Source organism: Mixta calida, assembly GCF_002953215.1.
Classification (GTDB): Bacteria; Pseudomonadota; Gammaproteobacteria; order Enterobacterales; family Enterobacteriaceae; genus Mixta; species Mixta calida.
The window spans coordinates 59,429-81,958 of sequence record NZ_CP026378.1; the positions used below are offsets into that span (position 1 = coordinate 59,429).

At 51.7% G+C, this 22,530-nt stretch carries 20 protein-coding genes and 2 pseudogenes; 16 read left to right on the plus strand and 6 right to left on the minus strand.

What is annotated here, in order from left to right; genetic code table 11:
- Positions 1-80 precede the first annotated feature (80 nt).
- The 10 genes and pseudogenes from C2E16_RS00275 to C2E16_RS20960 all read left to right on the plus strand — a co-directional run bounded on the left by C2E16_RS00275 (position 81) and on the right by C2E16_RS20960 (position 9,646).
- Positions 81-395: a hypothetical protein gene (locus C2E16_RS00275; protein WP_038629310.1), complete on the plus strand. Its 315-nt coding sequence runs from the start codon at positions 81-83 to the stop codon at positions 393-395.
- 258 nt (positions 396-653) lie between these two features.
- Complete coding sequence (locus tag C2E16_RS00280) at positions 654-917, plus strand: hypothetical protein (protein ID WP_084970076.1); 264 nt, start codon at positions 654-656, stop codon at positions 915-917.
- A 131-nt stretch (positions 918-1,048) separates the two neighbouring features.
- Positions 1,049-1,585, plus strand: coding sequence for a fimbrial protein (locus C2E16_RS00285; RefSeq protein WP_084970075.1), 537 nt, complete (start codon positions 1,049-1,051; stop codon positions 1,583-1,585).
- A 90-nt stretch (positions 1,586-1,675) separates the two neighbouring features.
- Complete coding sequence (locus C2E16_RS00290) at positions 1,676-2,398, plus strand: fimbria/pilus periplasmic chaperone (RefSeq protein ID WP_084970074.1); 723 nt, start codon at positions 1,676-1,678, stop codon at positions 2,396-2,398.
- 36 nt (positions 2,399-2,434) lie between these two features.
- Positions 2,435-5,005: a fimbria/pilus outer membrane usher protein gene (locus tag C2E16_RS00295; protein WP_084970073.1), complete on the plus strand. Its 2,571-nt coding sequence runs from the start codon at positions 2,435-2,437 to the stop codon at positions 5,003-5,005.
- A gap of 28 nt (positions 5,006-5,033) precedes the next feature.
- Complete coding sequence (locus C2E16_RS00300) at positions 5,034-6,080, plus strand: fimbrial protein (protein WP_133052047.1); 1,047 nt, start codon at positions 5,034-5,036, stop codon at positions 6,078-6,080.
- 137 nt (positions 6,081-6,217) lie between these two features.
- Positions 6,218-6,508 carry a hypothetical protein gene (locus C2E16_RS20470; RefSeq protein ID WP_146107467.1) on the plus strand — a complete coding sequence of 97 codons (291 nt, stop codon included), beginning with the start codon at positions 6,218-6,220 and terminating at the stop codon, positions 6,506-6,508.
- Positions 6,509-6,576: 68 nt separating this feature from the next.
- Positions 6,577-6,933 (plus strand): right-handed parallel beta-helix repeat-containing protein, encoded by a 357-nt coding sequence (locus C2E16_RS20475; RefSeq protein ID WP_146107468.1) that lies wholly within the window; start codon positions 6,577-6,579, stop codon positions 6,931-6,933.
- A 1,025-nt stretch (positions 6,934-7,958) separates the two neighbouring features.
- Positions 7,959-8,402, plus strand: a pseudogene (locus C2E16_RS21015) (autotransporter outer membrane beta-barrel domain-containing protein); the annotation flags it as partial.
- A gap of 263 nt (positions 8,403-8,665) precedes the next feature.
- Positions 8,666-9,646 (plus strand): autotransporter family protein, encoded by a 981-nt coding sequence (locus C2E16_RS20960; RefSeq protein WP_257152268.1) that lies wholly within the window; start codon positions 8,666-8,668, stop codon positions 9,644-9,646.
- A 101-nt stretch (positions 9,647-9,747) separates the two neighbouring features.
- On the opposite strand, the gene mnmE is transcribed toward C2E16_RS20960, so the two are convergent.
- The 5 genes from mnmE to rpmH form a co-directional block, all read right to left on the minus strand.
- Positions 9,748-11,112 carry a tRNA uridine-5-carboxymethylaminomethyl(34) synthesis GTPase MnmE gene (mnmE, locus tag C2E16_RS00315; RefSeq protein WP_084970070.1) on the minus strand — a complete coding sequence of 455 codons (1,365 nt, stop codon included), beginning with the start codon at positions 11,110-11,112 and terminating at the stop codon, positions 9,748-9,750.
- A 177-nt stretch (positions 11,113-11,289) separates the two neighbouring features.
- Positions 11,290-12,933 carry a membrane protein insertase YidC gene (gene yidC, locus C2E16_RS00320; protein ID WP_038629325.1) on the minus strand — a complete coding sequence of 548 codons (1,644 nt, stop codon included), beginning with the start codon at positions 12,931-12,933 and terminating at the stop codon, positions 11,290-11,292.
- Positions 12,934-12,935: 2 nt separating this feature from the next.
- Positions 12,936-13,193 carry a membrane protein insertion efficiency factor YidD gene (gene yidD, locus C2E16_RS00325; protein WP_071883725.1) on the minus strand — a complete coding sequence of 86 codons (258 nt, stop codon included), beginning with the start codon at positions 13,191-13,193 and terminating at the stop codon, positions 12,936-12,938.
- Positions 13,157-13,516, minus strand: coding sequence for a ribonuclease P protein component (gene rnpA, locus C2E16_RS00330; protein WP_038629327.1), 360 nt, complete (start codon positions 13,514-13,516; stop codon positions 13,157-13,159). Before rnpA ends, yidD begins: the two co-directional genes overlap by 37 nt.
- A 17-nt stretch (positions 13,517-13,533) precedes the next feature.
- A complete protein-coding gene (gene rpmH, locus C2E16_RS00335) occupies positions 13,534-13,674 on the minus strand; it encodes a 50S ribosomal protein L34 (protein WP_003849659.1) in 141 nt (46 codons plus the stop codon).
- Between the two features lie 599 nt (positions 13,675-14,273).
- Here rpmH and dnaA point away from each other — a divergent pair.
- The 5 genes from dnaA to C2E16_RS00360 all read left to right on the plus strand — a co-directional run bounded on the left by dnaA (position 14,274) and on the right by C2E16_RS00360 (position 21,025).
- Positions 14,274-15,677 carry a chromosomal replication initiator protein DnaA gene (gene dnaA, locus C2E16_RS00340; RefSeq protein WP_104951617.1) on the plus strand — a complete coding sequence of 468 codons (1,404 nt, stop codon included), beginning with the start codon at positions 14,274-14,276 and terminating at the stop codon, positions 15,675-15,677.
- Between the two features lie 4 nt (positions 15,678-15,681).
- Positions 15,682-16,782 carry a DNA polymerase III subunit beta gene (dnaN, locus tag C2E16_RS00345; RefSeq protein WP_038629331.1) on the plus strand — a complete coding sequence of 367 codons (1,101 nt, stop codon included), beginning with the start codon at positions 15,682-15,684 and terminating at the stop codon, positions 16,780-16,782.
- Between the two features lie 240 nt (positions 16,783-17,022).
- The gene (gene recF, locus C2E16_RS00350; RefSeq protein WP_038629334.1) at positions 17,023-18,108 is read left to right on the plus strand and encodes a DNA replication/repair protein RecF; all 1,086 of its coding nucleotides are present in this window, start codon (positions 17,023-17,025) and stop codon (positions 18,106-18,108) included.
- Positions 18,109-18,125: 17 nt separating this feature from the next.
- A complete protein-coding gene (gyrB, locus tag C2E16_RS00355) occupies positions 18,126-20,534 on the plus strand; it encodes a DNA topoisomerase (ATP-hydrolyzing) subunit B (RefSeq protein ID WP_038629337.1) in 2,409 nt (802 codons plus the stop codon).
- 92 nt (positions 20,535-20,626) lie between these two features.
- Complete coding sequence (locus C2E16_RS00360) at positions 20,627-21,025, plus strand: YidB family protein (protein WP_084970741.1); 399 nt, start codon at positions 20,627-20,629, stop codon at positions 21,023-21,025.
- 363 nt (positions 21,026-21,388) lie between these two features.
- On the opposite strand, the pseudogene C2E16_RS21020 reads toward C2E16_RS00360, so the two are convergent.
- Positions 21,389-21,475: pseudogene (locus tag C2E16_RS21020) on the minus strand (type VI secretion system tube protein Hcp); the annotation flags it as partial.
- Positions 21,476-21,719: 244 nt separating this feature from the next.
- On the opposite strand from C2E16_RS21020, the gene yidA reads away from it, so the two are divergent.
- Positions 21,720-22,529, plus strand: coding sequence for a sugar-phosphatase (gene yidA, locus C2E16_RS00370; RefSeq protein ID WP_038629341.1), 810 nt, complete (start codon positions 21,720-21,722; stop codon positions 22,527-22,529).
- Position 22,530: the final 1 nt, after the last annotated feature.

Consider the following 22,530-nt stretch of genomic DNA (forward strand, 5'->3'; position numbering starts at 1 on the left):
TAATATTTGGTTACCAGTTATTACTGGCGTAATAGTGTATTTTTGATTGTGAATTTAACCAGAATTTAAAAGGAACTTTTATGCGGCAGTTAACCGTAATGGAAATTAATGAAGTCTCAGGCGGCGATTTTTGGAGCGGCCTCGGCGCAATGGTTATCGGTGGTATGACCGGCTTTATGGCTGGCATACTTAAAGGCGCAACTATTGGTGGTAATGCTGGCGGTATTCTGGGCGTGGGTATTATTGGCGCTCTGGGCGGCGTTGTGATTGTTGGACTCGCTGGCATGCTTGAGGGTGGTCTTTATGGTTTAGTAAATGACTGGGACAAGACACTGGAGTGGTTTAATAACACTGCGGAACAATTCTTTGACCTGGTTTCTCCGCTGCCGAAATAAGAAAAACTTCCCTTAAAATATCTTTAATCCAGTTAAAGATATGCGTGTGGGTTGAATCAGAGGGACCCTTCTGTATGCGGGTCCCCCTTTTAGCCAACAACAAATTATGATTATTTGTAGGGAAAATAGTTAGTAATTCAAATTTAGATGTGGAATTTTCTATTTTTATCTAAACTTGGCCTCGTTGTTTAGCGCAGAAGTCTTTCACTTAACTGGTTTATGTTTGATAACCTAAATTAACAGAAAAAGAGGTTCGTAATGCGCATTCTTGAAAATAACGAAAAATTAATGGTTAGCGGTGGTAATTTAACGCAAGATATTCTTAATTTTTTTCGCCCAAAGCAACCAGATCAGGAAAATACCTGGGTTAATCCAAGCACCATTGAATCACCTTCCTATGGTAAAGGAAGCGACTTCGGTAAGCTGTTTGTGGGTATTTTCGCCGCTGCGGCTGCTATCGTCGGTGTGGTAGGAACGGTAGTCGCTGGATCTCTGGTCGCCGCGTCTATCAGCGAGAAATAATTAATTTATGATTGAATAATTGAATAAGCATAACAGAATTTTGTCTTATTCTTTTATTTATAGTCATAAATGGGGAAAAGCGAGTTGTCCTGTGGGCATCTCGCTTATATTTGAAATAAACGGAGTTTAAAATGAAAAAAACATTATTAGGAACTATTGTTGCGCTGACTGTTTCTGCTGTAGCTCTTCCGGCTATGGCGTCAGTAGGTACCATTACTATCAATGGTAAACTGACTCAGTCTACCTGTACTGTTAAAGTTAACGGCGGTACTCCGGATGCCGTAATTACTCTGCCTGAACTGCCGACTTCCGAGCTGGCTACCGCTGGTAAAACTGCTGGTGACACTGCATTCACCATGAACCTGACTAACTGCGACCCTGAGGAAGGTAGCGTGCGTGCTTACTTCGAACATGGTCCGACTGTTGATGCAGCATCTGGTCGTCTGAACAACACCAACACTTCTGGCGCGAAAAACGTTCAGGTTGAACTGTTGGATTCCAAAGATAACTCTCTGTATGTTGGTAACACCAGCCAGCGTAGCAACGCTGCAACTGCGTTGGTAAACGGTGCTGCCGATCTGGTTTACGCAGCTCGTTACTATGCAACTGGCGCATCAACTGCGGGTGAGCTGGCTACCTCTGTAACTTATTCTATCGATTACGAATAATTAATATTCGGGTATTTATTGAAAATGCAGGGAGCTTTGCTCCTTGCATTTATTCATCTGTTTATTTAAATATCAGGAACAGCATCAGGAATGAAAATAAAAATTCTCTTACTGCTTTTTTCCGGGCTGTTATTAAATGCAACTTCCGCTTGGGCTGGAATTGTTATTAATAGTACGCGCGTTATCTATCCTGAAGGGAAAAAAGAAGTTACCGCACGTCTGGATAATCAGAATGAATATCCTTCCCTGGTTCAGTCGTGGATTGATAGTGGAGACAAGAATGAGGAAATCAATAAAATTAAAGTTCCTTTCATTCTTCTCCCACCCGTTACGCGTATTGAACCGCATCAGGGGCAAACGTTAAGAATCAATTTTACCGGTGAAGGATTCAACCTTCCGTCTGACAGGGAATCGGTTTACTGGCTAAATGTTCTGGACATTCCGCCTAAAGCCTCTGGTGATACGGGCAACCAATTACAGATGGCGATACGTACGCGGATAAAATTATTTTTCAGGCCAAAAGCGCTTCAGAGCCTTTCAGCAGCAGAAGCGGCAGAAAAATTGACCTGGCGTGTAATAAGCGATAATAAAAAACTAATTCTTGAAGCAGAAAATAATTCGCCTTTTTACGTTTCCGTCTCTTCTGTTTATGCCGGAACAGGAAAATCATCTGTCAGAGCTGATGGAAAAATGATCGATCCTTTTGGTAAGGCCACTTATACCTTTGCGGGTAAAAATTCCACAATAAATAAATTCAAATATTTTTATATTAATGATTACGGTGCCAGCATTTCAGTTGAAAGAGGAATCTAGCTAGCGTAATAATTAACTTAGTAAAAGGGCATTTTTATGTCATTTATTTGTCACCTTCCAGATTGCTTTAATCATAAAAAAATCAACTTGCTTGCATGGTGGGTTGCATCCGTTATTTCATGCGCTTTTTATGCTGATGATGCTTTAGCTGAAGTTGCTTTTGACCCTATTTTTCTTGACCAGGCAGCTGGTGGCCATATAGATGTATCTAAATTTAATGGCGAATATAAAGTCCCGGCGGGAACCTATGCGGCAGATATTTATTTAAATAACAGACTGCTTGGTAGGGAAAATGTTACCGTGCGCGAGGTTAAAGGGAAGTCGATCGTTTGCTTTACCCCAACGCTGGTGGCGCTAACCGGATTGCGTACAGGCAAAATTTCAACGGAACAGATGAGTGCGTTACGTCAGGAAAATAGCTGTACGGCTTTAGAAACCTTGCAGCCATCATCGAGCGCAGAGATGTTGCTTTCCGACATGCGCCTGAATATTAATATTCCTCAGGCCTATATCAACCGTGCCGCGCGTGGTTCGGTTGATCCAAGCTTATGGGAAGATGGTAATAACGCCTTATATGCTACCTACGATAACAGTTACTTTAAGCAGAAATCGGGTAACTATGACTCGGAATCTTTCTACAGTAAGTTAGGCGGTGGCATCAATATCAACGGCTGGATGTTCCGTCATTCAGGCGCATGGAGATGGAACAAAAATAACGGCAGTAGCTATTCCGTTTTTAGAAATAACTTACAGCGCGATATCACGCCGCTTCGTTCAAGGTTGCTAATTGGCGACGCCAACAGCTCCGGGACGATGTTTAACTCATTTATGTTCAGAGGGGTGCAGCTTGCCACCTCTGAGCAAATGATGCCTGATTCTCAGCGCGGTTATGCGCCTGTGGTTCGCGGTATTGCGCAAACCAACGCCCGTGTGCGCATTGAGCAGAACGGCTCTCTGATTTATGAAACGACCGTACCGCCGGGTGAGTTTGCTATAGATGATATTTACCCCTCCGGCTATGGCGGCGATCTTAACGTTACCGTGACGGAGTCTGACGGACGGGAATCATCTTTTGTTGTCCCTTATGCTTCCGTGGCTGAAATGATCCGTCCGGGCACCTGGCGCTACAGTACGTTGATAGGGACTTTACGTAACCAGGGTGTGAGCTATACGCCTAAAGTTTTCCAGACGACCCTGCAACATGGCGTCAATAACTGGCTTACCAGTTATGGCGGGCTGTTGGGCACTGGAGATTATTTGGCTGGGTTGATCGGTGGGGCTATTGGCACATCGGTCGGCGCTTTTGCTTTGGATGTTACCGGCGCCAGGTTTGATGATGGTACTTCCGATCAGAATGGCGTAAGTATCCGGGCCAGCTATAGCAAGTTTATTAGTGCTACCAGCAGTAGTATTTCACTTGCTGCCTATCGCTTTTCTTCATCCGGCTATCTCGATCTGAACAATGCCGTACAGTTAGTTGATTATCACAAACAAAATAAGAGCGAGTGGAGCAATTTATTAAACCGCCCTCAAAACCGTTTCTCTGTAACGTTAAACCAGCGTCTGGGAGAGAAAGGCGGCAATTTTTATACCAGTGGTTACATTGAAAATTACTGGAATAAAGCGGGCAGCGATGTGCAGTATCAGGTGGGATATACCAATAATTATCGCGCTATAAACTATGGGTTTAGCGTAAATCGTTCTAAAACGGGATCCTATTCAGAAACACAATACCTTCTCTCTTTCTCTATGCCGCTTGGTCGTAGTGCCCACGCGCCTTATATCAATAGCTATACCACCCGTAGCGATAATGGCGTATCAAGCCAGATTGGCTTAAGTGGCATGCTTGGTGAAAAAGATCAGTTCAGCTATAACGTTGGTCTGGCGCGCGATGAAAACGGTGAAGGTTCAGGAAATCTTTCTGGCTCTTATCGTTTGGATAATACGCAGTTAAAAGGTAGCTATGCCAAAGGGAAGGGCTATCACTCTTATACTGCCGGTATGAATGGTAGTTTTGTGGCTTTACCGGGAGCGTTTATTGCCAGCCCTTATACCGGTGATACCTTAGCTGTTGTTCAGGCTAAAGGTGCGGAGGGCGCGACAGTTGAAGGCTATCCAGGCGTTGTGGTTAATAACTCTGGCTATGCGCTTGTTCCTTATTTAACGCCTTATCACATCAACAAAATCGCAATAAATCCGGAAGGAATGCCGCTGGATGTCGAACTGGAGACCAGCGTTAAGCAGGTTGTGCCGCGTGCGGGAGCGATAGTAAAAGTTAATTATCCAACCAAACAGGGGCAGGCGGTATTAATCCGCGCGCAGTTACCGGACGGTGAAGCGTTACCGTTTGGTGCCAGCGTAACAACAGATGATGGACGCGATGTTGGGGTTGTTGCACAGGGCGGACAAATGTATATCCGTTTAGATGAAAATATTAACCATCTACAAGTTAGTTGGGGACCATCCAGCCGTTATACCTGCCGGTTTGATGTTAACCTGCCGGAAAGTACAGGTAAAAAACAGCGCCAGTACCAACGGCTCGATACCACATGCCGTTACCCTATGCCTACCGCTGCGCAAGAAGCATTAGCGAAAGTGGTGCAGTAGACGCCAGCGTTGAGCTTTGGAGATAAAAATGAAACATATAATAAAAAAGAAGAAATTTAAGGCAGGTGCGTTATTCCTGTTAGTTGCATCTGCTTTTATGTGCAATAAAAGTTATGCTATTATTCACTGCGGTCCTGATTCTAATGTAACTAACTCTAACATCGCTTTTGATTTTAATGAGCTGCCGAATCAAATACCTACTTCGGTTCCTGTCGGTACAACTATTTATCAGCAAGATATGGAACTGGAGCTGTGGTGTGCGATCGACATCAAGACCGAAACCATTCCTCCTGAAGTAAAGATGATCTATGTTAACAGGGATAATATAGAGAATACTTTAGGCAAGGATAGCGGGCTGACATTTTATATCACCATAAATGGCGACAGAAGCAGCGTTGCACAAAGCTATGAGAGTGGTACCACAACCGATATCTATTTTGCCAACGGATTACCAACAAAATATTATACAAAACTCACCGTTCCTGTACGTGTTGAGTTGGTGAAAACATCACAAAATATTAAGTTATCACCGTTGCGTAATGATATCTGGCTATTTTCAATTGGGGATGCAGGCACAAGCTACTTGCGTTATCGTGCAACGAATGCGAAAAAGCTTACATTTACCGAATTCACCTGTAATACAGTGACGCCTAATATAACTCAAACGTTACCAATGTTAGATATTTCTGAAATTAAGAGTAACGGTAGAGTAGATACGCATACCACAGATTTTTCCGTAGGCCTGAACTGTAACGGGGATTTATGGAGTACGCTTTCCATTAATATGTCCTTCAGCGGTACAGCTGTAAGCGGATTGGAAGGTAGCGGCGTTTATCAATTCTTTAATAGTACTTCAGGTGAGGTGGCGGAAGGTATTGGTTTCCAGCTACTACACCAGAACGGTGCGGGTGAATATGTCGAAACGCCAGATAAAGCATGGTTTAAAGTGGGTAACTTCTCCGATCGTAGTGAAGTATTAAACGTTCCTTTAAGAGCGGTCTATTATAAAACTGGCGGGAAAGTTATGCCTGGCGAAGTAACAGGTCGGGTAACTTATACCGTTGATTATATGTAATGGATGGAAATTTAAACTTGAAATTTGTAATATGCAGGCTGTAGGATAACCACGGTTTAACAGATTAATTGCTGTCAATCTGCTATCAATCTGATTGTTAAATTTGTGGGTGCTGATATAAAGTTAAGGGAATAACTATGAGCCGAAAATATTTGCGTTTCCAGCCACTTACAGACTGGAGGGTAGGTAAGACCTGTTTGCTTATCACTCTGGTACCTTTTTCCGTTAACAGTGCGTCAATCTGGAATGAAAGTAGCGGAAAACGGACAGAGGTAACATCGGGCTATTCCAGCCAGGAGGAAAGAGATTATCCTCTTTTTGTTTCTGGCGAGGGAAGTGAGCTGGTTGTTAATTCCCCCTGGAATTCACGACAAATAGAAAAACAACCCCTGCTGCACTGGTACAAAATCAAGGGACGCTTACCTTAAATGGCGCCAGCCTGAAAACTAATGCGCAAGTTTCTCCCGGGGTCAAAGTATCATCGGGTACGCTTAATATGGATAACACCACTATTAATAATAGTGCTAATTCCTCGCATGGTATTGCGGCTAATGGTAATTCCACGCTTAATGTTACTAACTCGACCATTACCCTGGGTGGTACAAGCAGCTATGGTATTGAGCTAAAGGATCAATCAAATCTGGTGGCGGATGGGCTACATTTTAATATTAATGGCACATCTACTACTACGGGGATTACGTTAAGTCACCAGGATGCTAAAGCCCAGATTAGTAATAGTACATTTAACGTCAGTAGTGGCTCCGGCAACTATGCGATCCAGCAAAACCTGGGTGAGCTGACAGCAGATAACTTAACGATTACTGCAAAAGGTAAGGGGGCGGTTTACGTATAGGCGACTGGGGGCAGGATCGTGCTTTAAAAAGTACGCTTTCAGATAGCACTATTGAGACGGAAGACGGTTTGGGGCTGCTTATTCGCAATGCAGTAGCAGAGCTGAATAATAATATCGTTAGTACTAGTGGTACCAGCGCCAGGGCTCTGGATATTAATACCAACGCCAGCGTTACGGTTAATAATGGCAGTTATACCACCCGTGGTAATAATGCGGATGCGGTTTGGCTCGCTGGCAATACAGATTTGAAAATTAATGATGCTTCGCTGACTACGCTTGGTAATGGATCTCATGCATTGAATGCTCAGTTTGGCTCTGCGGCGGCGGAAGGCGTGACATTATCTACCTCTGGCGTTAGCAGCTACGGTTTCTATGCGGAAAATCACTCTACCGGCAACAATCTCACCATCGAGACTACCGGTGAAAAAGGCATGGGGGTATTTAGTGCCACTCAGAACGGCCAAATAGATCTGACTAACAGTACTATCAAGACTCATGGCGCTTTTGCCAGTGGTATTGTCGCTTATCCTCAATCTACCGTGACGGCCAGCAATGTTACCGTTACAACACATGGCAATGAGGCGAGCGCTTTATCTGTTCGTGCAGGAAACATTAACGTTGATAACAGTACGCTAACTAGCGAAGGAAACGCAGCCGCACTGACTGCCAGTGGCTATTCCGACACGCTGTTCAATACGGTAAACCTTGATAAGGTTAAGCTTACCAGCGCGACGCAAGAAGCTATCCGGGCTACAGCGACAACCCTTAAAATGCAGGCCCGCAATGGCTCTGTAATAGAAGGTGGCAACGGCCAGTTATTAAACGTCTTTACCTTAAACGATGAGCAGGAATCCATTGTTTATCCATCTCACGTTGAATTAGAAGCCATAAATAATTCCACTCTGAATGGGGATGTTTATGTCGATCCTGACAGCTATGGCTCTGTGGTATTGCGTGAAACTTCACAGCTTACCGGCACGGTAAATAACGCGGATGTTGGTGTTTATTCCAGCAGTCTGTGGCAAATGACCGGCTCTTCATCCGTTCAGAACCTGGTTAACGAAGGCACCGTGGCTTTTAAATCGGGGGCTGTTAATGATGTGTTAACTGTTGAGGGTAATTATCAAGGCAACAACGGTACGATAATTTTCAATACGGTTGTGAATGATGACAACTCTGCAACCAACAAGCTGATCGTTAAAGGTGATACTTCAGGTTCCACGAATGTTGAAGTGCTTAACGTTGGCGGCATCGGCGCGAAAACCATTAACGGTATCGAGCTGGTAGAGGTAAAAGGGGCGTCTGATGGTGAATTCGTACAGAAAGGCCGTATTGTTGCTGGTGCTTATGAATATAAATTAGGACGCGGCCAGGGAGCAGATGCTAAAAACTGGTATTTAGCGAACTGGCAAGAAGAGCCGAATCCGGAACCGGCGCCGCCGGAACCGACGCCGGAACCGACGCCGGAACCGATACCGGAACCAACCCCGACGCCGGAACCAACCCCGACACCGGAACCAACCCCGACGCCGGAATCAACCCGACGCCGGAACCAACCCCGACACCGGAACCAACCCCGACGCCGGAACCAACCCCGACACCGGAACCAACCCCGACGCCGGAACCAACCCCGACGCCGGAACCAACCCCGACACCGGAACCAACCCCGACGCCGGAACCAACCCCGACACCGGAACCAACCCCGACACCGGAACCAACCCCGACGCCGCCGATTGACCTTACGCGTAACGGCGTTATTCGTCCTGAAGCGGGTGGTTATATTGCTAACAGTGCGGCGGCCGCTACGTTATTTAATCTCAGCCTGCACGATCGTCTTGGTAATGAGGGCCAGTCTGCTGACGGGCAGCACAAGACCAGTTTATGGCTGCGCCAGGCGGGTGGCCATAATCGTACCTACATGGCAGACCAACTGGAAGCTCAGAGTAACCGCTATACCATACAGTTGGGCGGCGATCTGATTCAGCAGGAGCTGGGTGGCGGAAGTTTACATATTGGACCGATGTTTGGTTATGGACATCAGTCAACAAATATTCGCTCAACGGTGAACCACTATTCCAGCGACAGCAGTATTTCAGGCTATAGCGTGGGCGCTTACGCTACCTGGTTCGCTAATCAGGACAGAAATACCGGACTATGGCTGGATAGTTGGGTGCAATATAACTGGTTCAACAGTAGCGTATCAGGGGAAGGGCTGTGGACTGAGAAATATCATACTCAGGGCGTCAGTGCCTCACTGGAAGCTGGCTACGGCTGGAAAGCGCTTGAGCGCACCGGGAAAAACCAGCGTACCTACGGTTTTTATCTGCAACCGCATGCGCAGTTTATCTTTAACGGCCTTAAAACCGTGCATCTGGTTGAACAAAACGGTACGCAGGTAGTGGCTAATAAAAACACTAATGTGATATCTCGTATCGGGGTACGTGGCTGGATCACCGAGTCTAAACAGCCCGGAGAAAGCAATCTGAAGCCCTATGTAGAACTTAACTGGCTGTATAACAGCGACCCTTTCCGGGTCAATCTCAATCAGGTTGACGTTGAGCAAAATAGCGGCAGAAATTTAGCGGAGCTTAAAACCGGCGTGGAAGGGAAGATAAGCGATAACTTCCATATTAATGGCAGCGTGGCTCTGCAACATGGCCGCTATCATTACCAGGACGCCAGCCTGATGTTAGGGGCTAAGTACACCTTCTGATGAATCTGCAATAAAAATAAAAAGGCGCCGGATAAATCATACTCTCCGGCGCCTTTTTTATATTGTTCTCTCGCTGGCTATGCGAAAAACGTTGGCAGAAACTATTTACCAATACAAAAGCTGGAGAAAATACGCCCCAGCAGATCGTCGGAGGTAAACTCGCCGGTAATCTCGCTTAGCGCCTGCTGCGCCAGCCGCAATTCCTCCGCCAATAGCTCGCCAGCCCATGCGCCCAGCAGCTGCGCTTTACCTTGTTGTAAGTGAGTGTCCGCTAACTCCAGAGCCTGTAAATGACGACGGCGCGCTAAAAAGCCGCCTTCCATATTGTCATTAAAGCCCATGCTCTGTTTCAGATGGTCGCGCAGCACATCGACGCCCTGGCCGGTACGCGCTGACAGTCTAATAAGTGAGTAACCATTTACTTCTGTTAAACCCAGCGGCTCACCGGTGACATCCGCTTTATTACGCACCACGGTGATCGGTAAGGCAGCGGGTAGACGCGCAATAAAATCGGGCCAGATGGCAGCAGGTTCAATAGCATCGGTGGTGGTGCCGTCAACCATAAACAGCACGCGATCCGCCTGTTCAATCTCCTGCCAGGCGCGCTCGATGCCGATACGCTCAACCTCATCGCTGGCGTCGCGCAAACCGGCGGTATCAATGATATGCAGCGGCATGCCGTCAATATGGATATGCTCGCGCAGCACGTCGCGCGTGGTGCCGGCGATATCAGTAACGATAGCGGCTTCGCGACCGGCCAGCGCATTAAGCAGGCTCGATTTACCGGCGTTGGGGCGTCCAGCGATCACCACTTTCATCCCTTCACGCAGCAGGCTGCCCTGGCGAGCCTCGGCGCGCACGGCGTTCAGGTCCTGCATCACGGCGTTTAGCTGCGCTTCAATTTTGCCATCGGACAGGAAATCAATCTCTTCATCCGGGAAGTCGATAGCCGCTTCCACGTAGATTCGCAGGTGAGTGAGCGCTTCCACTAGATGATTAACACGGGTAGAGAAGGCGCCCTGTAGCGAGTTCAGCGCGGAGCGCGCCGCCTGCTCGGAGCTGGCATCGATCAGGTCGGCAATCGCCTCCGCCTGCGCCAGGTCCAGCTTATCGTTAAGAAACGCGCGTTCCGAAAACTCGCCTGGGTTAGCGATGCGCACGCCGGGCAGCGCCACGATGCGCTTCAGCAGCAGATCGAGGATCACCGGGCCGCCGTGTCCTTGTAACTCCAGCACATCCTCGCCGGTAAAGGAGTTAGGCCCCGGAAACCATAGCGCGATGCCCTGGTCGAGGGTGCTGCCGTCCGCCGCTTTAAAAGGCAGATAGTCGGCGTAACGCGGTTTCGGCAGTTTGCCCAACAGTTGCCGGGCGACCTCTGCCGCTTTGCTGCCGGAAACACGCAGAATGCCCACGCCGCCGCGTCCTGGCGGTGTGGCCTGGGCGACAATGGTATCGCTGTGGCTCATGGAAACTCTCTCAATACTGTAAAACGAAGGCGGTCGATTGACCGCCTGATAATAATCACTGTCGCCGGATTTACCACCCCCGGCGTCAATTTTGATGACCGGAAAGCAACAAATAAGCAGGGGCGGGAAAATCCCGCCCCTGCTTGATACTGCCGGAGGTCACGTTGACTCCGACGGTTAGGCTTTCTTCTTGTCGCGGCTGTGCAGGCCGCGTTTTTCCAGACCGCGATAGATCAGCTGCTGCTGGAGAATGGTGACCAGGTTGCTGACGATGTAGTAAAGCACCAGACCTGACGGGAACCACAGGAAGAAGACGGTAAAGATGACCGGCATAAAGGTCATGATCTTCTGCTGCATCGGATCGGTTACGGTGGTCGGCGACATCTTCTGAATGAAGAACATCGTTACGCCCATCAGAATCGGCAGGATATAGTACGGGTCCTGCGCGGACAGGTCATGGATCCAGAGCGCGAACGGCGCATGACGCAGTTCTACCGAGCCCATCAGCATGTAGTAAAGCGCAAGGAAGATCGGCATCTGGATAACCAGAGGCAGACAGCCGCCCAGCGGGTTTACCTTCTCCGACTTATACAGCGCCATCATTTCCTGGCTCATGCGCTGCTTGTCATCGCCCAGACGCTCACGCATCGCCTGAATCTTCGGCTGCAGCATGCGCATCTTCGCCATGGAGGTGTACTGCGCTTTGGTCAGCGGGTACATGATGCCACGCACGATAAAGGTGATGACGATAATGGAGAAGCCCCAGTTGCCGATAAAGCTGTGCAGGAACTTCAGCAGCTTAAACAGCGGCTGAGAGATAAACCACAGCCAGCCGTAGTCCACGGTCAGATCAAGGTGAGGCGCGATGGCCGCCATCTTGTCCTGAATTTCCGGGCCGACCCACAGCGTCGCCGCCAGCGTCTGCTGGCTGCCTGGCGCAACCGTCACCGGCGCGGATTTATAGCCGACGGCCGCAATACCATTGCCAAGATTGCTGGTATAGAGCGTGTTGTTGCCTGCGGTGCGCGGCACCCATGCGGTAGCGAAATATTGTTGCAGCATCGCCACCCAACCGTTGGCGGTGGTGGTGCTCAGGTTTTCGTTATCGGCGATGGTGTCGAACTTATATTTCTCATACTTCTCGTCGCTGGTGGAGTAAGCGGCGCCGCGGAAAGTATGCAGAGCAAAGTTGTTGCTGCCGGTGTCGCGGTGCTTCGGCAGATCGATAGTCTGTTTCAGCTGGCCGAACATCGCTACTTCCAGCGGCTGCTGAGTCGCGTTGTTCACCTGATATTCGACGTTAATGGCATATTCGCCGCGCTTCAGCACGAACGTCTTGGTGTAGACGGCGCCGTTTTCCGCGGTAAAGGTCATCGGGATGCGCAACTCGCTCTGGTTATCAGCCAGTTCGAAGTGATCCTGCGTGGTAGTAAACAGCGGACGCGCGCCGTTATTCGGGTTGTCCGGCCCGTTTCTGCCGGTCAGGCCGCTCTGTGCCTGGTACAGGAAGGCTGAGGAGGTTTCCAGCAGCTGGAAAGGCTGAGAAGAACCCAGTTTGTCCGGGTAAGTCAGCAGCTGCGCCTGTTCCACATCGCCACCGCGGGTATTGATGTTCAAAGACAGGACATCAGTCTTAACGGTGATGGTTTTGCCCTGACCGCTGGCAGGCACACCCTGATTAGCGGCATCACCGGCTACTGTCGTGTTTTGCGTGGTCTGAGTTTGCTGAGGCTGCGGAGCATGGTCCGTCTGCCAGGCTTGCCAGATCATGAAAGACACGAACAGAAAAGCGATGAGAAAAAGATTGCGTTGCGAATCCATCGTTAATGTTCTCTGTTATCGTCGGTTTTTGGCGGCACCGGATCGTCACCACCCGGGTTTAAAGGGTGGCATTTTAATACGCGTTTGAGCGTCAACCAACTGCCTTTTATCACTCCAAACCTGCGCAATGCCTCAACTCCATATTGCGAGCAGGTTGGGGTAAACCGGCAGTGAGGTCCCAGAAGCGGGCTAATGACGCGTTGATAAACGCGAATCAGCGCAATCAGGAGCCGCGAGCCAGGCGACAGTGACGACGCCATAATTTCTCCAACGCTTCCATTAGCGCACGGTTATCGAGGTCGGCTACCCCTTTCTTGGCCACGACCACAAAATCCATTGCGGGGAGTTCGTGTTGGCGCAGGCGAAAGCTTTCGCGGGTCAATCGCTTGATCCGGTTACGCTCATGCGCACGCTTAACATTTTTTTTCGCGACGGTAAGACCGATACGGGGATGCCCCAGCGAATTAAGGCGGCCGAGGATGGTGATTTGCGGCGTGCCAGCCCGTTGTGGCTGCTGGAAGACGAAAGTGAAATGAGTGGGAGTTAGCAAACGTAACTCCCTGGGAAATGCGAGCTTAACCACTTATGGGTTAGCTTTTATTACTTAGAAACGGTCAGACGAGAGCGGCCTTTAGCACGACGACGTGCCAGAACCTGACGACCATTTTTAGTAGCCATACGAGCACGGAAGCCGTGAGAACGGTTGCGCTTCAGTACGGACGGTTGAAAAGTGCGTTTCATGGCGATTTCTACCTAAACTTGAAAAATTTCACGTGGTGACGCGTCGTACCCGGTTCAGTAAAACGACCGACGCCTCAGTGTATCTTTAATAAAGAGGCGGGATTGTAATAATTGTACAGTCCGGAGTCAATTTACTTCGCTTGCTGCGCGCGCCTGGCTGCCCGAATCGACCTGCAAATCCTGTCGAAATCGACAAGGCGCATCACGCCGGGACGGGAATTATACGGCGTCCGCGCTAAAGCGCAAGGATCGCTCAGGATCTTCTGGCGATCGTTTGCACCGCCGTTGCGATAATAACGTGACGGACGCTGAATATTTGCATCAAAACGACCGATCCTGAGTGCCTTTCGTCCAGCCTGGCGTAAACTTAGCCTCGTTCAATGCCTGTGGATAAAATGGATCAAAACTGTGTAGAAAGTGAAGATCTCTGTCTCGCTTTGCGCTATGATCCGCCCTTCCGCTAACGATCCACTCTGCGATCGGGATCGGAGCAACCGCGGACAGCGGTTCGTATGTCTGTCACTGGCATGCGTCAACAATGATGATTGATCTGTTTCAGCGCCTATTTTCTTATCGATTTTGTTCGAGTGGAGTCCGCCGTGTCACTTTCGCTTTGGCAACAGTGTCTTGCCCGTTTGCAGGATGAACTACCTGCCACTGAATTCAGCATGTGGATACGTCCGCTACAGGCTGAACTGAACGACAATACGCTGGCCTTATATGCCCCGAATCGGTTCGTGCTCGACTGGGTAAGAGATAAATATCTCAATAATATCAATGGCCTGCTTAACGATTTTTGCGGCGCGGATGCTCCACAGCTGCGTTTTGAAGTCGGCAGCAAGCCGGTGGTGCAGTCGATTCCGCAGCCGGCCGTGACCAGCAACGCCAGCTTCGCCGCGCCGGTCGCCGCCAGCGTGGCGCCGGTGCAGCCTGCGGCGCGTCCCAGCTGGGATAGCGTGCCCGCGCCGGCCGAGCGCTCCTGGCGATCCAACGTCAACGCCAAACATAACTTTGATAACTTCGTCGAGGGTAAATCCAACCAGCTGGCGCGCGCGGCGGCGCGACAGGTGGCGGACAATCCCGGCGGCGCCTATAACCCGCTGTTCCTTTATGGCGGCACCGGCCTCGGCAAAACGCACCTGCTGCACGCGGTGGGCAACGGCATCATCGCCCGCAAGCCCAATGCGAAAGTGGTCTATATGCACTCCGAGCGCTTTGTGCAGGATATGGTGAAGGCGCTGCAAAACAACGCCATTGAAGAATTTAAGCGCTACTACCGTTCGGTCGACGCGCTGCTGATCGATGATATTCAGTTCTTCGCCAATAAAGAGCGCTCGCAGGAAGAGTTTTTTCACACCTTCAATGCGCTGCTGGAAGGCAATCAGCAAATTATCCTGACCTCCGACCGTTATCCGAAAGAGATCAACGGTGTGGAAGATCGCCTGAAATCCCGCTTCGGCTGGGGGCTGACGGTGGCCATCGAGCCGCCTGAGCTGGAAACTCGCGTCGCGATTTTGATGAAAAAAGCGGACGAGAACGACATCTGTCTGCCCGGCGAAGTGGCCTTCTTTATCGCCAAGCGCCTGCGTTCCAACGTGCGCGAACTGGAAGGGGCGCTGAACCGCGTTATCGCCAACGCCAACTTTACCGGCCGCGCCATTACTATCGATTTCGTGCGCGAGGCGCTGCGCGATCTGCTGGCGCTGCAGGAAAAGCTGGTGACCATCGACAATATTCAGAAGACGGTGGCGGAGTATTACAAGATCAAGGTGGCTGACCTGCTCTCTAAACGCCGTTCGCGCTCCGTGGCGCGCCCGCGCCAGATGGCGATGGCGATGGCGAAAGAGCTGACCAACCACAGCCTGCCGGAGATCGGTGACGCTTTCGGGGGTCGCGACCACACTACCGTGCTGCATGCCTGCCGTAAAATCGAGCAGCTACGCGAAGAAAGTCACGACATTAAAGAAGATTTTTCAAATTTAATCAGAACATTATCTTCCTGACGCTATGAAATTTATTGTAGAACGCGAGCAATTACTTAAACCGCTGCAGCAGGTGAGCGGTCCGTTAGGCGGTCGTCCGACGCTGCCGATTCTGGGCAACCTGTTAATGCAAGTGAATGACGGCAGCCTGTCGCTGACCGGCACCGATCTGGAGATGGAGATGGTGGCGCGCGTCGCGCTGACGCAGCCGCATGAGCCAGGCGCCACTACCGTGCCGGCGCGTAAGTTCCTTGATATCTGCCGTGGTCTGCCGGAAGGCGCCGAGATCAGCGTGGTGCTGGAAGGCGACAGAATGCTGGTGCGCTCCGGCCGCAGCCGCTTTTCGCTCTCCACCCTGCCCGCCAGCGACTTCCCGAATCTGGACGACTGGCAGAGCGAGGTAGAGTTTACTCTGCCGCAGGCGACGCTAAAGCGCCTGATTGAGGCGACGCAGTTCTCAATGGCGCATCAGGATGTGCGTTATTACCTCAACGGCATGCTGTTTGAAACCGAAGGTGAAGAGTTGCGCACCGTCGCGACCGACGGACACCGCCTGGCGGTCTGTTCGATGCCGGTCGGCCAGTCGCTGCCGAACCATTCGGTGATCGTGCCGCGTAAAGGCGTCACCGAGCTGGTGCGTATGCTGGACGGCGGCGACACGCCGTTGCAAATTCAGATTGGCGGCAGCAACATTCGCGCGCACGTCGGCGACTTTATCTTCACCTCCAAGCTGGTGGATGGTCGTTTTCCAGACTACCGTCGCGTGCTGCCGAAAAACCCGGACAAAACGCTGGAGGCGGGATGCGATCTGCTGAAGCAGGCGTTCGCCCGCGCCGCGATTCTGTCGAATGAGAAATTCCGCGGCGTTCGACTCTATATCAGCCAAAACCAGCTGCGTATTACGGCGAACAACCCGGAACAGGAAGAAGCGGAAGAGATCCTCGACGTCACCTATGGCGGCAGCGATCTGGAGATCGGCTTTAACGTCAGTTACGTGCTGGATGTGCTGAACGCGCTGAAGTGCGAAAATGTGCGTCTGCTGCTGACCGACTCGGTATCCAGCGTACAGATTGAAGATGAGGCGAGTCAAAGCGCCGCGTATGTCGTGATGCCGATGCGTCTTTGACGGGTAACGCAGGCGTTGTCAGCGCGGCTGCGCGGGTGACGTCTGGCGACTCATCTGCGAGCTGGAGAGCCGCTGACACGTCGTTCTCCAGTGCGCAGGCGCGGCTTGTAAAATGCCCGAACGCCCCCATATTGTTATGACCAGTAAGCATTTACTCATGTTTGGCTCGTCTCCCGGCCTGAGAAACGCCTGCCGCAGAATAACGGCGCCTGCTGTCACGCCATCTCTTTGGATTATTTCATGGCTTTAACCCGCCTGCTGATACAAGACTTCCGTAATATCGAACAAGCCGATCTGGCGCTGGCGCCGGGCTTTAACTTTCTGATCGGCGCTAACGGCAGCGGAAAAACCAGCGTGCTGGAAGCGATATACACCCTGGGCCACGGGCGCGCTTTTCGCAGTCTGCAAGCGGGGCGCATTATCCGCCACGAACAGGAGGCGTTTATCCTGCATGGCCGCATTGACGGCGCGGAGCGCGAAACCACGGTCGGCCTGACAAAAAATCGCGCCGGCGACAGCAAGGTGCGCATTGACGGCAGCGACGGGCATAAAGTGGCGGAGCTGGCGCAGCTGCTGCCGATGCAGCTGATTACGCCGGAAGGCTTTACGCTGCTGAACGGCGGCCCGAAATTTCGCCGCGCCTACGTCGACTGGGGCTGCTTTCACAATACGCCTGGCTTTTTTCTGGCGTGGAGCAACCTGAAAAGGCTGCTGAAGCAGCGCAACGCGGCGCTGCGGCAGGTGACGCGTTACCAGCAAATCGAACCCTGGGATCGCGAACTGGCACCGCTGGCTGAGCAGATCAGCCAATGGCGCGCCGAATACAGCGCGGCGATCGCGGCGGATATTACCGCCACCTGCGCGCAGTTTTTACCTGAGTTCGGGCTGGATTTTTCCTTCCAGCGCGGCTGGGACAAAGAGAGTGACTACGCCGAACTGCTGCAAAGACAGTTTGAGCGCGACCGGGCGCTGACCTATACCGCCAGCGGTCCCCACAAGGCGGATTTTCGTATTCGCGCCGACGGGACGCCGGTTGAAGATTTACTGTCTCGCGGACAGCTGAAATTACTGATGTGCGCGCTGCGTCTGGCGCAGGGCGAGTTTCTGACTCGCCAGAGCGGACGCCGCTGCCTCTATCTGATCGATGATTTTGCCTCTGAGCTGGACGAAAGCCGACGCCGCCTGCTGGCGGACCGGCTGAAAGCCACGCGCGCCCAGGTTTTCGTTAGCGCTATCGGCGCCGATCACGTCATCGATATGACTGACGAAAAGGGCAAGATGTTCCGCGTAGAACAGGGTAAAATAGCGGTTCAACCTGAAGATTAAATGAGCGAGAAACGTTGATGTCGAATTCTTATGACTCCTCAAGTATCAAAGTCCTGAAAGGGCTTGATGCGGTACGCAAACGCCCGGGAATGTATATCGGCGATACGGATGACGGCACCGGTCTGCATCACATGGTATTCGAGGTCGTGGACAACGCCATCGACGAAGCGCTCGCAGGCCACTGTAAAGAGATTGTCGTGACTATCCATGCGGATAACTCCGTATCGGTGCAGGATGACGGCCGCGGCATTCCTACCGGGATTCACCCGGAAGAAGGCGTGTCGGCGGCGGAAGTGATCATGACCGTGCTGCACGCCGGCGGTAAGTTCGACGACAACTCCTATAAAGTTTCCGGCGGCCTGCACGGTGTGGGCGTTTCTGTAGTTAACGCGCTGTCTGAAAAGCTGGAGCTGACTATTCGCCGCGAAGGCAAAGTGCACCAGCAGACCTATGTTCACGGCGTGCCGCAGGCGCCGCTGGCGGTCACCGGCGAAACCGATCTGACCGGTACCCGCGTGCGCTTCTGGCCAAGCCATCAGACCTTTACCAACGTCACCGATTTCGAATATGAAATTCTGGCGAAGCGTCTGCGCGAGCTGTCGTTCCTGAACTCCGGCGTCTCTATCCGCCTGGAAGACAAACGTACTGACAAGAGCGACCACTATCACTACGAAGGCGGCATCAAAGCTTTCGTTGAATACCTGAACAAAAACAAAAACCCGATCCATCCGAACGTCTTCTACTTCTCTACTGAGAAAGACGGCATCGGCGTGGAAGTGGCATTGCAGTGGAACGACGGTTTCCAGGAAAACATCTACTGCTTCACCAACAACATTCCGCAGCGCGACGGCGGCACGCACCTGGCTGGCTTCCGCGCCGCCATGACGCGTACCCTGAACGCCTATATGGATAAAGAAGGCTACAGCAAAAAAGCGAAGGTCAGCGCTACCGGCGACGACGCGCGCGAAGGGCTGATCGCTGTCGTTTCCGTGAAGGTGCCGGACCCGAAATTCTCCTCGCAGACCAAAGACAAACTGGTTTCTTCCGAGGTGAAATCGGCGGTTGAATCGCAGATGAACGAACTGCTGGCGGAATACCTGCTGGAAAACCCGTCCGATGCGAAAATCGTGGTCGGCAAAATTATTGATGCGGCGCGCGCGCGCGAAGCAGCCCGTCGCGCCCGTGAAATGACCCGTCGTAAAGGCGCGCTGGATCTGGCGGGCCTGCCGGGCAAACTGGCCGACTGTCAGGAGCGCGATCCGGCGCTGTCGGAAATCTACCTGGTGGAGGGTGACTCCGCAGGCGGTTCCGCCAAGCAGGGCCGTAACCGTAAGAACCAGGCGATTCTGCCGCTAAAAGGTAAAATCCTGAACGTGGAGAAGGCGCGCTTCGACAAGATGCTGGCGTCACAGGAAGTCGCTACGCTGATCACCGCGCTGGGCTGCGGCATTGGCCGCGACGAGTACAACCCGGACAAGCTGCGCTATCACAGCATCATTATCATGACCGATGCGGACGTCGACGGCTCGCACATTCGTACGCTGCTGTTGACCTTCTTCTATCGTCAGATGCCAGAAATCATTGAGCGCGGCCACGTCTATATCGCGCAGCCGCCGCTCTACAAGGTGAAAAAAGGCAAGCAGGAGCAGTACATCAAGGATGATGAGGCGATGGATCAGTATCAGATCGCCATTGCGCTGGACGGCGCGACGCTACACACCAACGCCAGCGCGCCGGCGCTCGGCGGCGAACAGCTGGAAAACCTGGTCTCCGACTACAACAGCACGCAGCGCATGATCAAGCGTATGGAGCGCCGCTTCCCGCTCGCGCTGCTTAACGCGCTGGTTTACCATCCGACGCTGGAAAGCCTGGACAACCAGCAGACGGTGACGACCTGGATCGAGACGCTGGTTACGCTGCTGAACGAAAGAGAAACGCACGGCAGTACCTATGTCGCCAGCGTGCGTGAAAACCGCGAGCTGAACATCTTCGAACCGGTGCTGCGCGTGCGCACGCACGGCGTGGATACCGATTATCCGCTGGACAGCGAGTTTATCCAGGGCCCGGAATACCGCAAAATCTGCGCGCTGGGTGGAAAACTGCGCGGCCTGCTGGAAGAAGACGCCTACATCGAACGCGGCGAGCGCCGTCAGCCGGTCGCCAGCTTCGAGCAGGCGCTGGAGTGGCTGGTGAAAGAGTCGCGTCGCGGCCTGGCAGTACAGCGCTATAAAGGTCTGGGTGAGATGAACCCGGAACAGCTGTGGGAAACCACTATGGACCCGGACAGCCGTCGCATGCTGCGTGTTACGATTAAAGATGCGATCGCCGCCGATCAGCTGTTTACCACGCTGATGGGCGATGCGGTTGAACCGCGCCGCGCCTTTATCGAAGAGAACGCCCTGAAAGCGGCGAATATCGATATTTAACCGAAGTATCTATGCCGTGCGTCTGCGCGGCATTTTTTTTATCCAGCCGTTGGCTGTAACAGGACGTTAGAAGCGTAATTAAGGAGCATTAAATGGGATTGTTTGATCAGGTTGCCGGTATGTTATTGAACGGCGATGCGGCTAAATATCAGGCTATTTTAAGCTGGGTTAACCAGCAGGGCGGCGTCCAGGCGCTGCTGGAAAAATTTCGCCATGGCGGCTTTGGCGAAATCGTGATGACATGGCTGAGCAGCGCGGAGGCGAACAAATTCCTCAGCGCCGAGCAGGTGCTTGCCGTCCTCGGCAGCCCGGCGCTGGCTCAGCTTGGCGCAAAATTAGGCATTGATACCCAGGCGGCCTCTTCGCTGTTGGCGCAATATTTGCCGAATATCATCGATGCGCTTTCGCCTAAAGGCGAAGTACATGAATCAGCCGACAACGATTTACTGGCCGCAGGGATGGACCTGCTGAAAGGCAAACTGTTCAGTTAATCTGCGTGTTTTTACACCGTTTCATCATGCTGCGGCGTGTTGAAACGGTGCTTCCATTCTTCCCGCTTGCCGTATCGTGAGTACGGTTTCCCTGGGGATCGCGCCAGGATGAAAGCGCATTCTGTCATCCTGAAGACGCTTAAGCCCATTATTTATTACTTTCGCTATGGATGGCACGCCGTTGCTGCCGGACCCTACTATTCACCTGCGATTGTCAGGCGTAGATGCGATCGTTCTTAAGCCGACCATTTTCTCTCTTCGTTAGCTCAGAGGAGGCGTTTGCTCTTCTGATTTCCTGCGTTATCAGGCACAACAACGATCGTTCCATGAATCACGGTAGATAACGTTTCCTTCGGTATACGTTCAGTTGATCGCCTCATAACGCAATTCAAGCGTTTCAAAGTGAGTGCTACTCATGCCGTTTGGCGCCAGATAAGGCGAAACAGTCGTGGGAAATAAGCGAGATCGCCTGCAAATTCTGCGAAGGCTGCCAGCATATTCATCATTTTTCTCATCGGAGCCGCCGTATTTCAGTTGTTAATGTTGCCGATGGTGGCACCGGCACCAGCCCAGGATTCACCTCTGTCGTAACGTCAGCCTCCTTCCCATTTCTCCCTTCCATGCAGAAACAAGCTGGTCACCGTGAGCGAGATCGCGCTAGCATTAAAGCAAATCGAAAACTGATGAGGACGTTATGGCGATAAAATTGATTGCGATTGATATGGACGGCACGCTGCTTAACCCACAGCACCAGATTTCGCCGCGCGTAAAAGAGGCCATCGGCCTGGCGCGCGATCAGGGCGTGCATATCGTGCTGACCACCGGACGTCCTTATATCGGTGTAGAACGCTATCTGATGGAGCTGGATTTACAACAGGAAGGCCAGTACTGCATCACCAATAACGGCGCGCTGGTGCAGCGTGCGATCAACGGCGACTGCGTCGCGGAAACCACGCTCTCCTTTGACGACTATCTGAAGTTTGAACAGCTCTCACGCGAACTGGGCGTTCATTTCCAGGCGCTGGATAAATCGTCGCTTTATACGGCGAATAAAGACATCAGCGAATACACCATCCACGAAGCGTATCTGACCGGCATTCCGGTGCGTTACCGCGCGGTTGAGGAGATGGATCGCTCGCTGACTTTCCCGAAAGTGATGATGATCGACAAGCCTCAGCTGCTGGATGCGGCTATCGCCCGCCTGCCGCAGGAGGCGCAGCAGAATTACACCATCCTGAAAAGCGCCCCTTACTACCTGGAAATTCTTAATAAAAAGGTCAATAAAGGCACCGGCGTACATGCGCTGGCGCAGCAGCTGCATCTGACGCAGGATGAAATCATGGCCATCGGCGACCAGGAAAACGATCTGGCGATGATAGAATATGCCGGCACCGGCGTAGCGATGGGCAACGCCATCGACTCGGTAATCGCCGTCAGCCAGTTTGTGACTAAAACCAACGCGGAAGATGGCGTGGCGCACGCTATCGAAAAATTTGTGTTGTAAA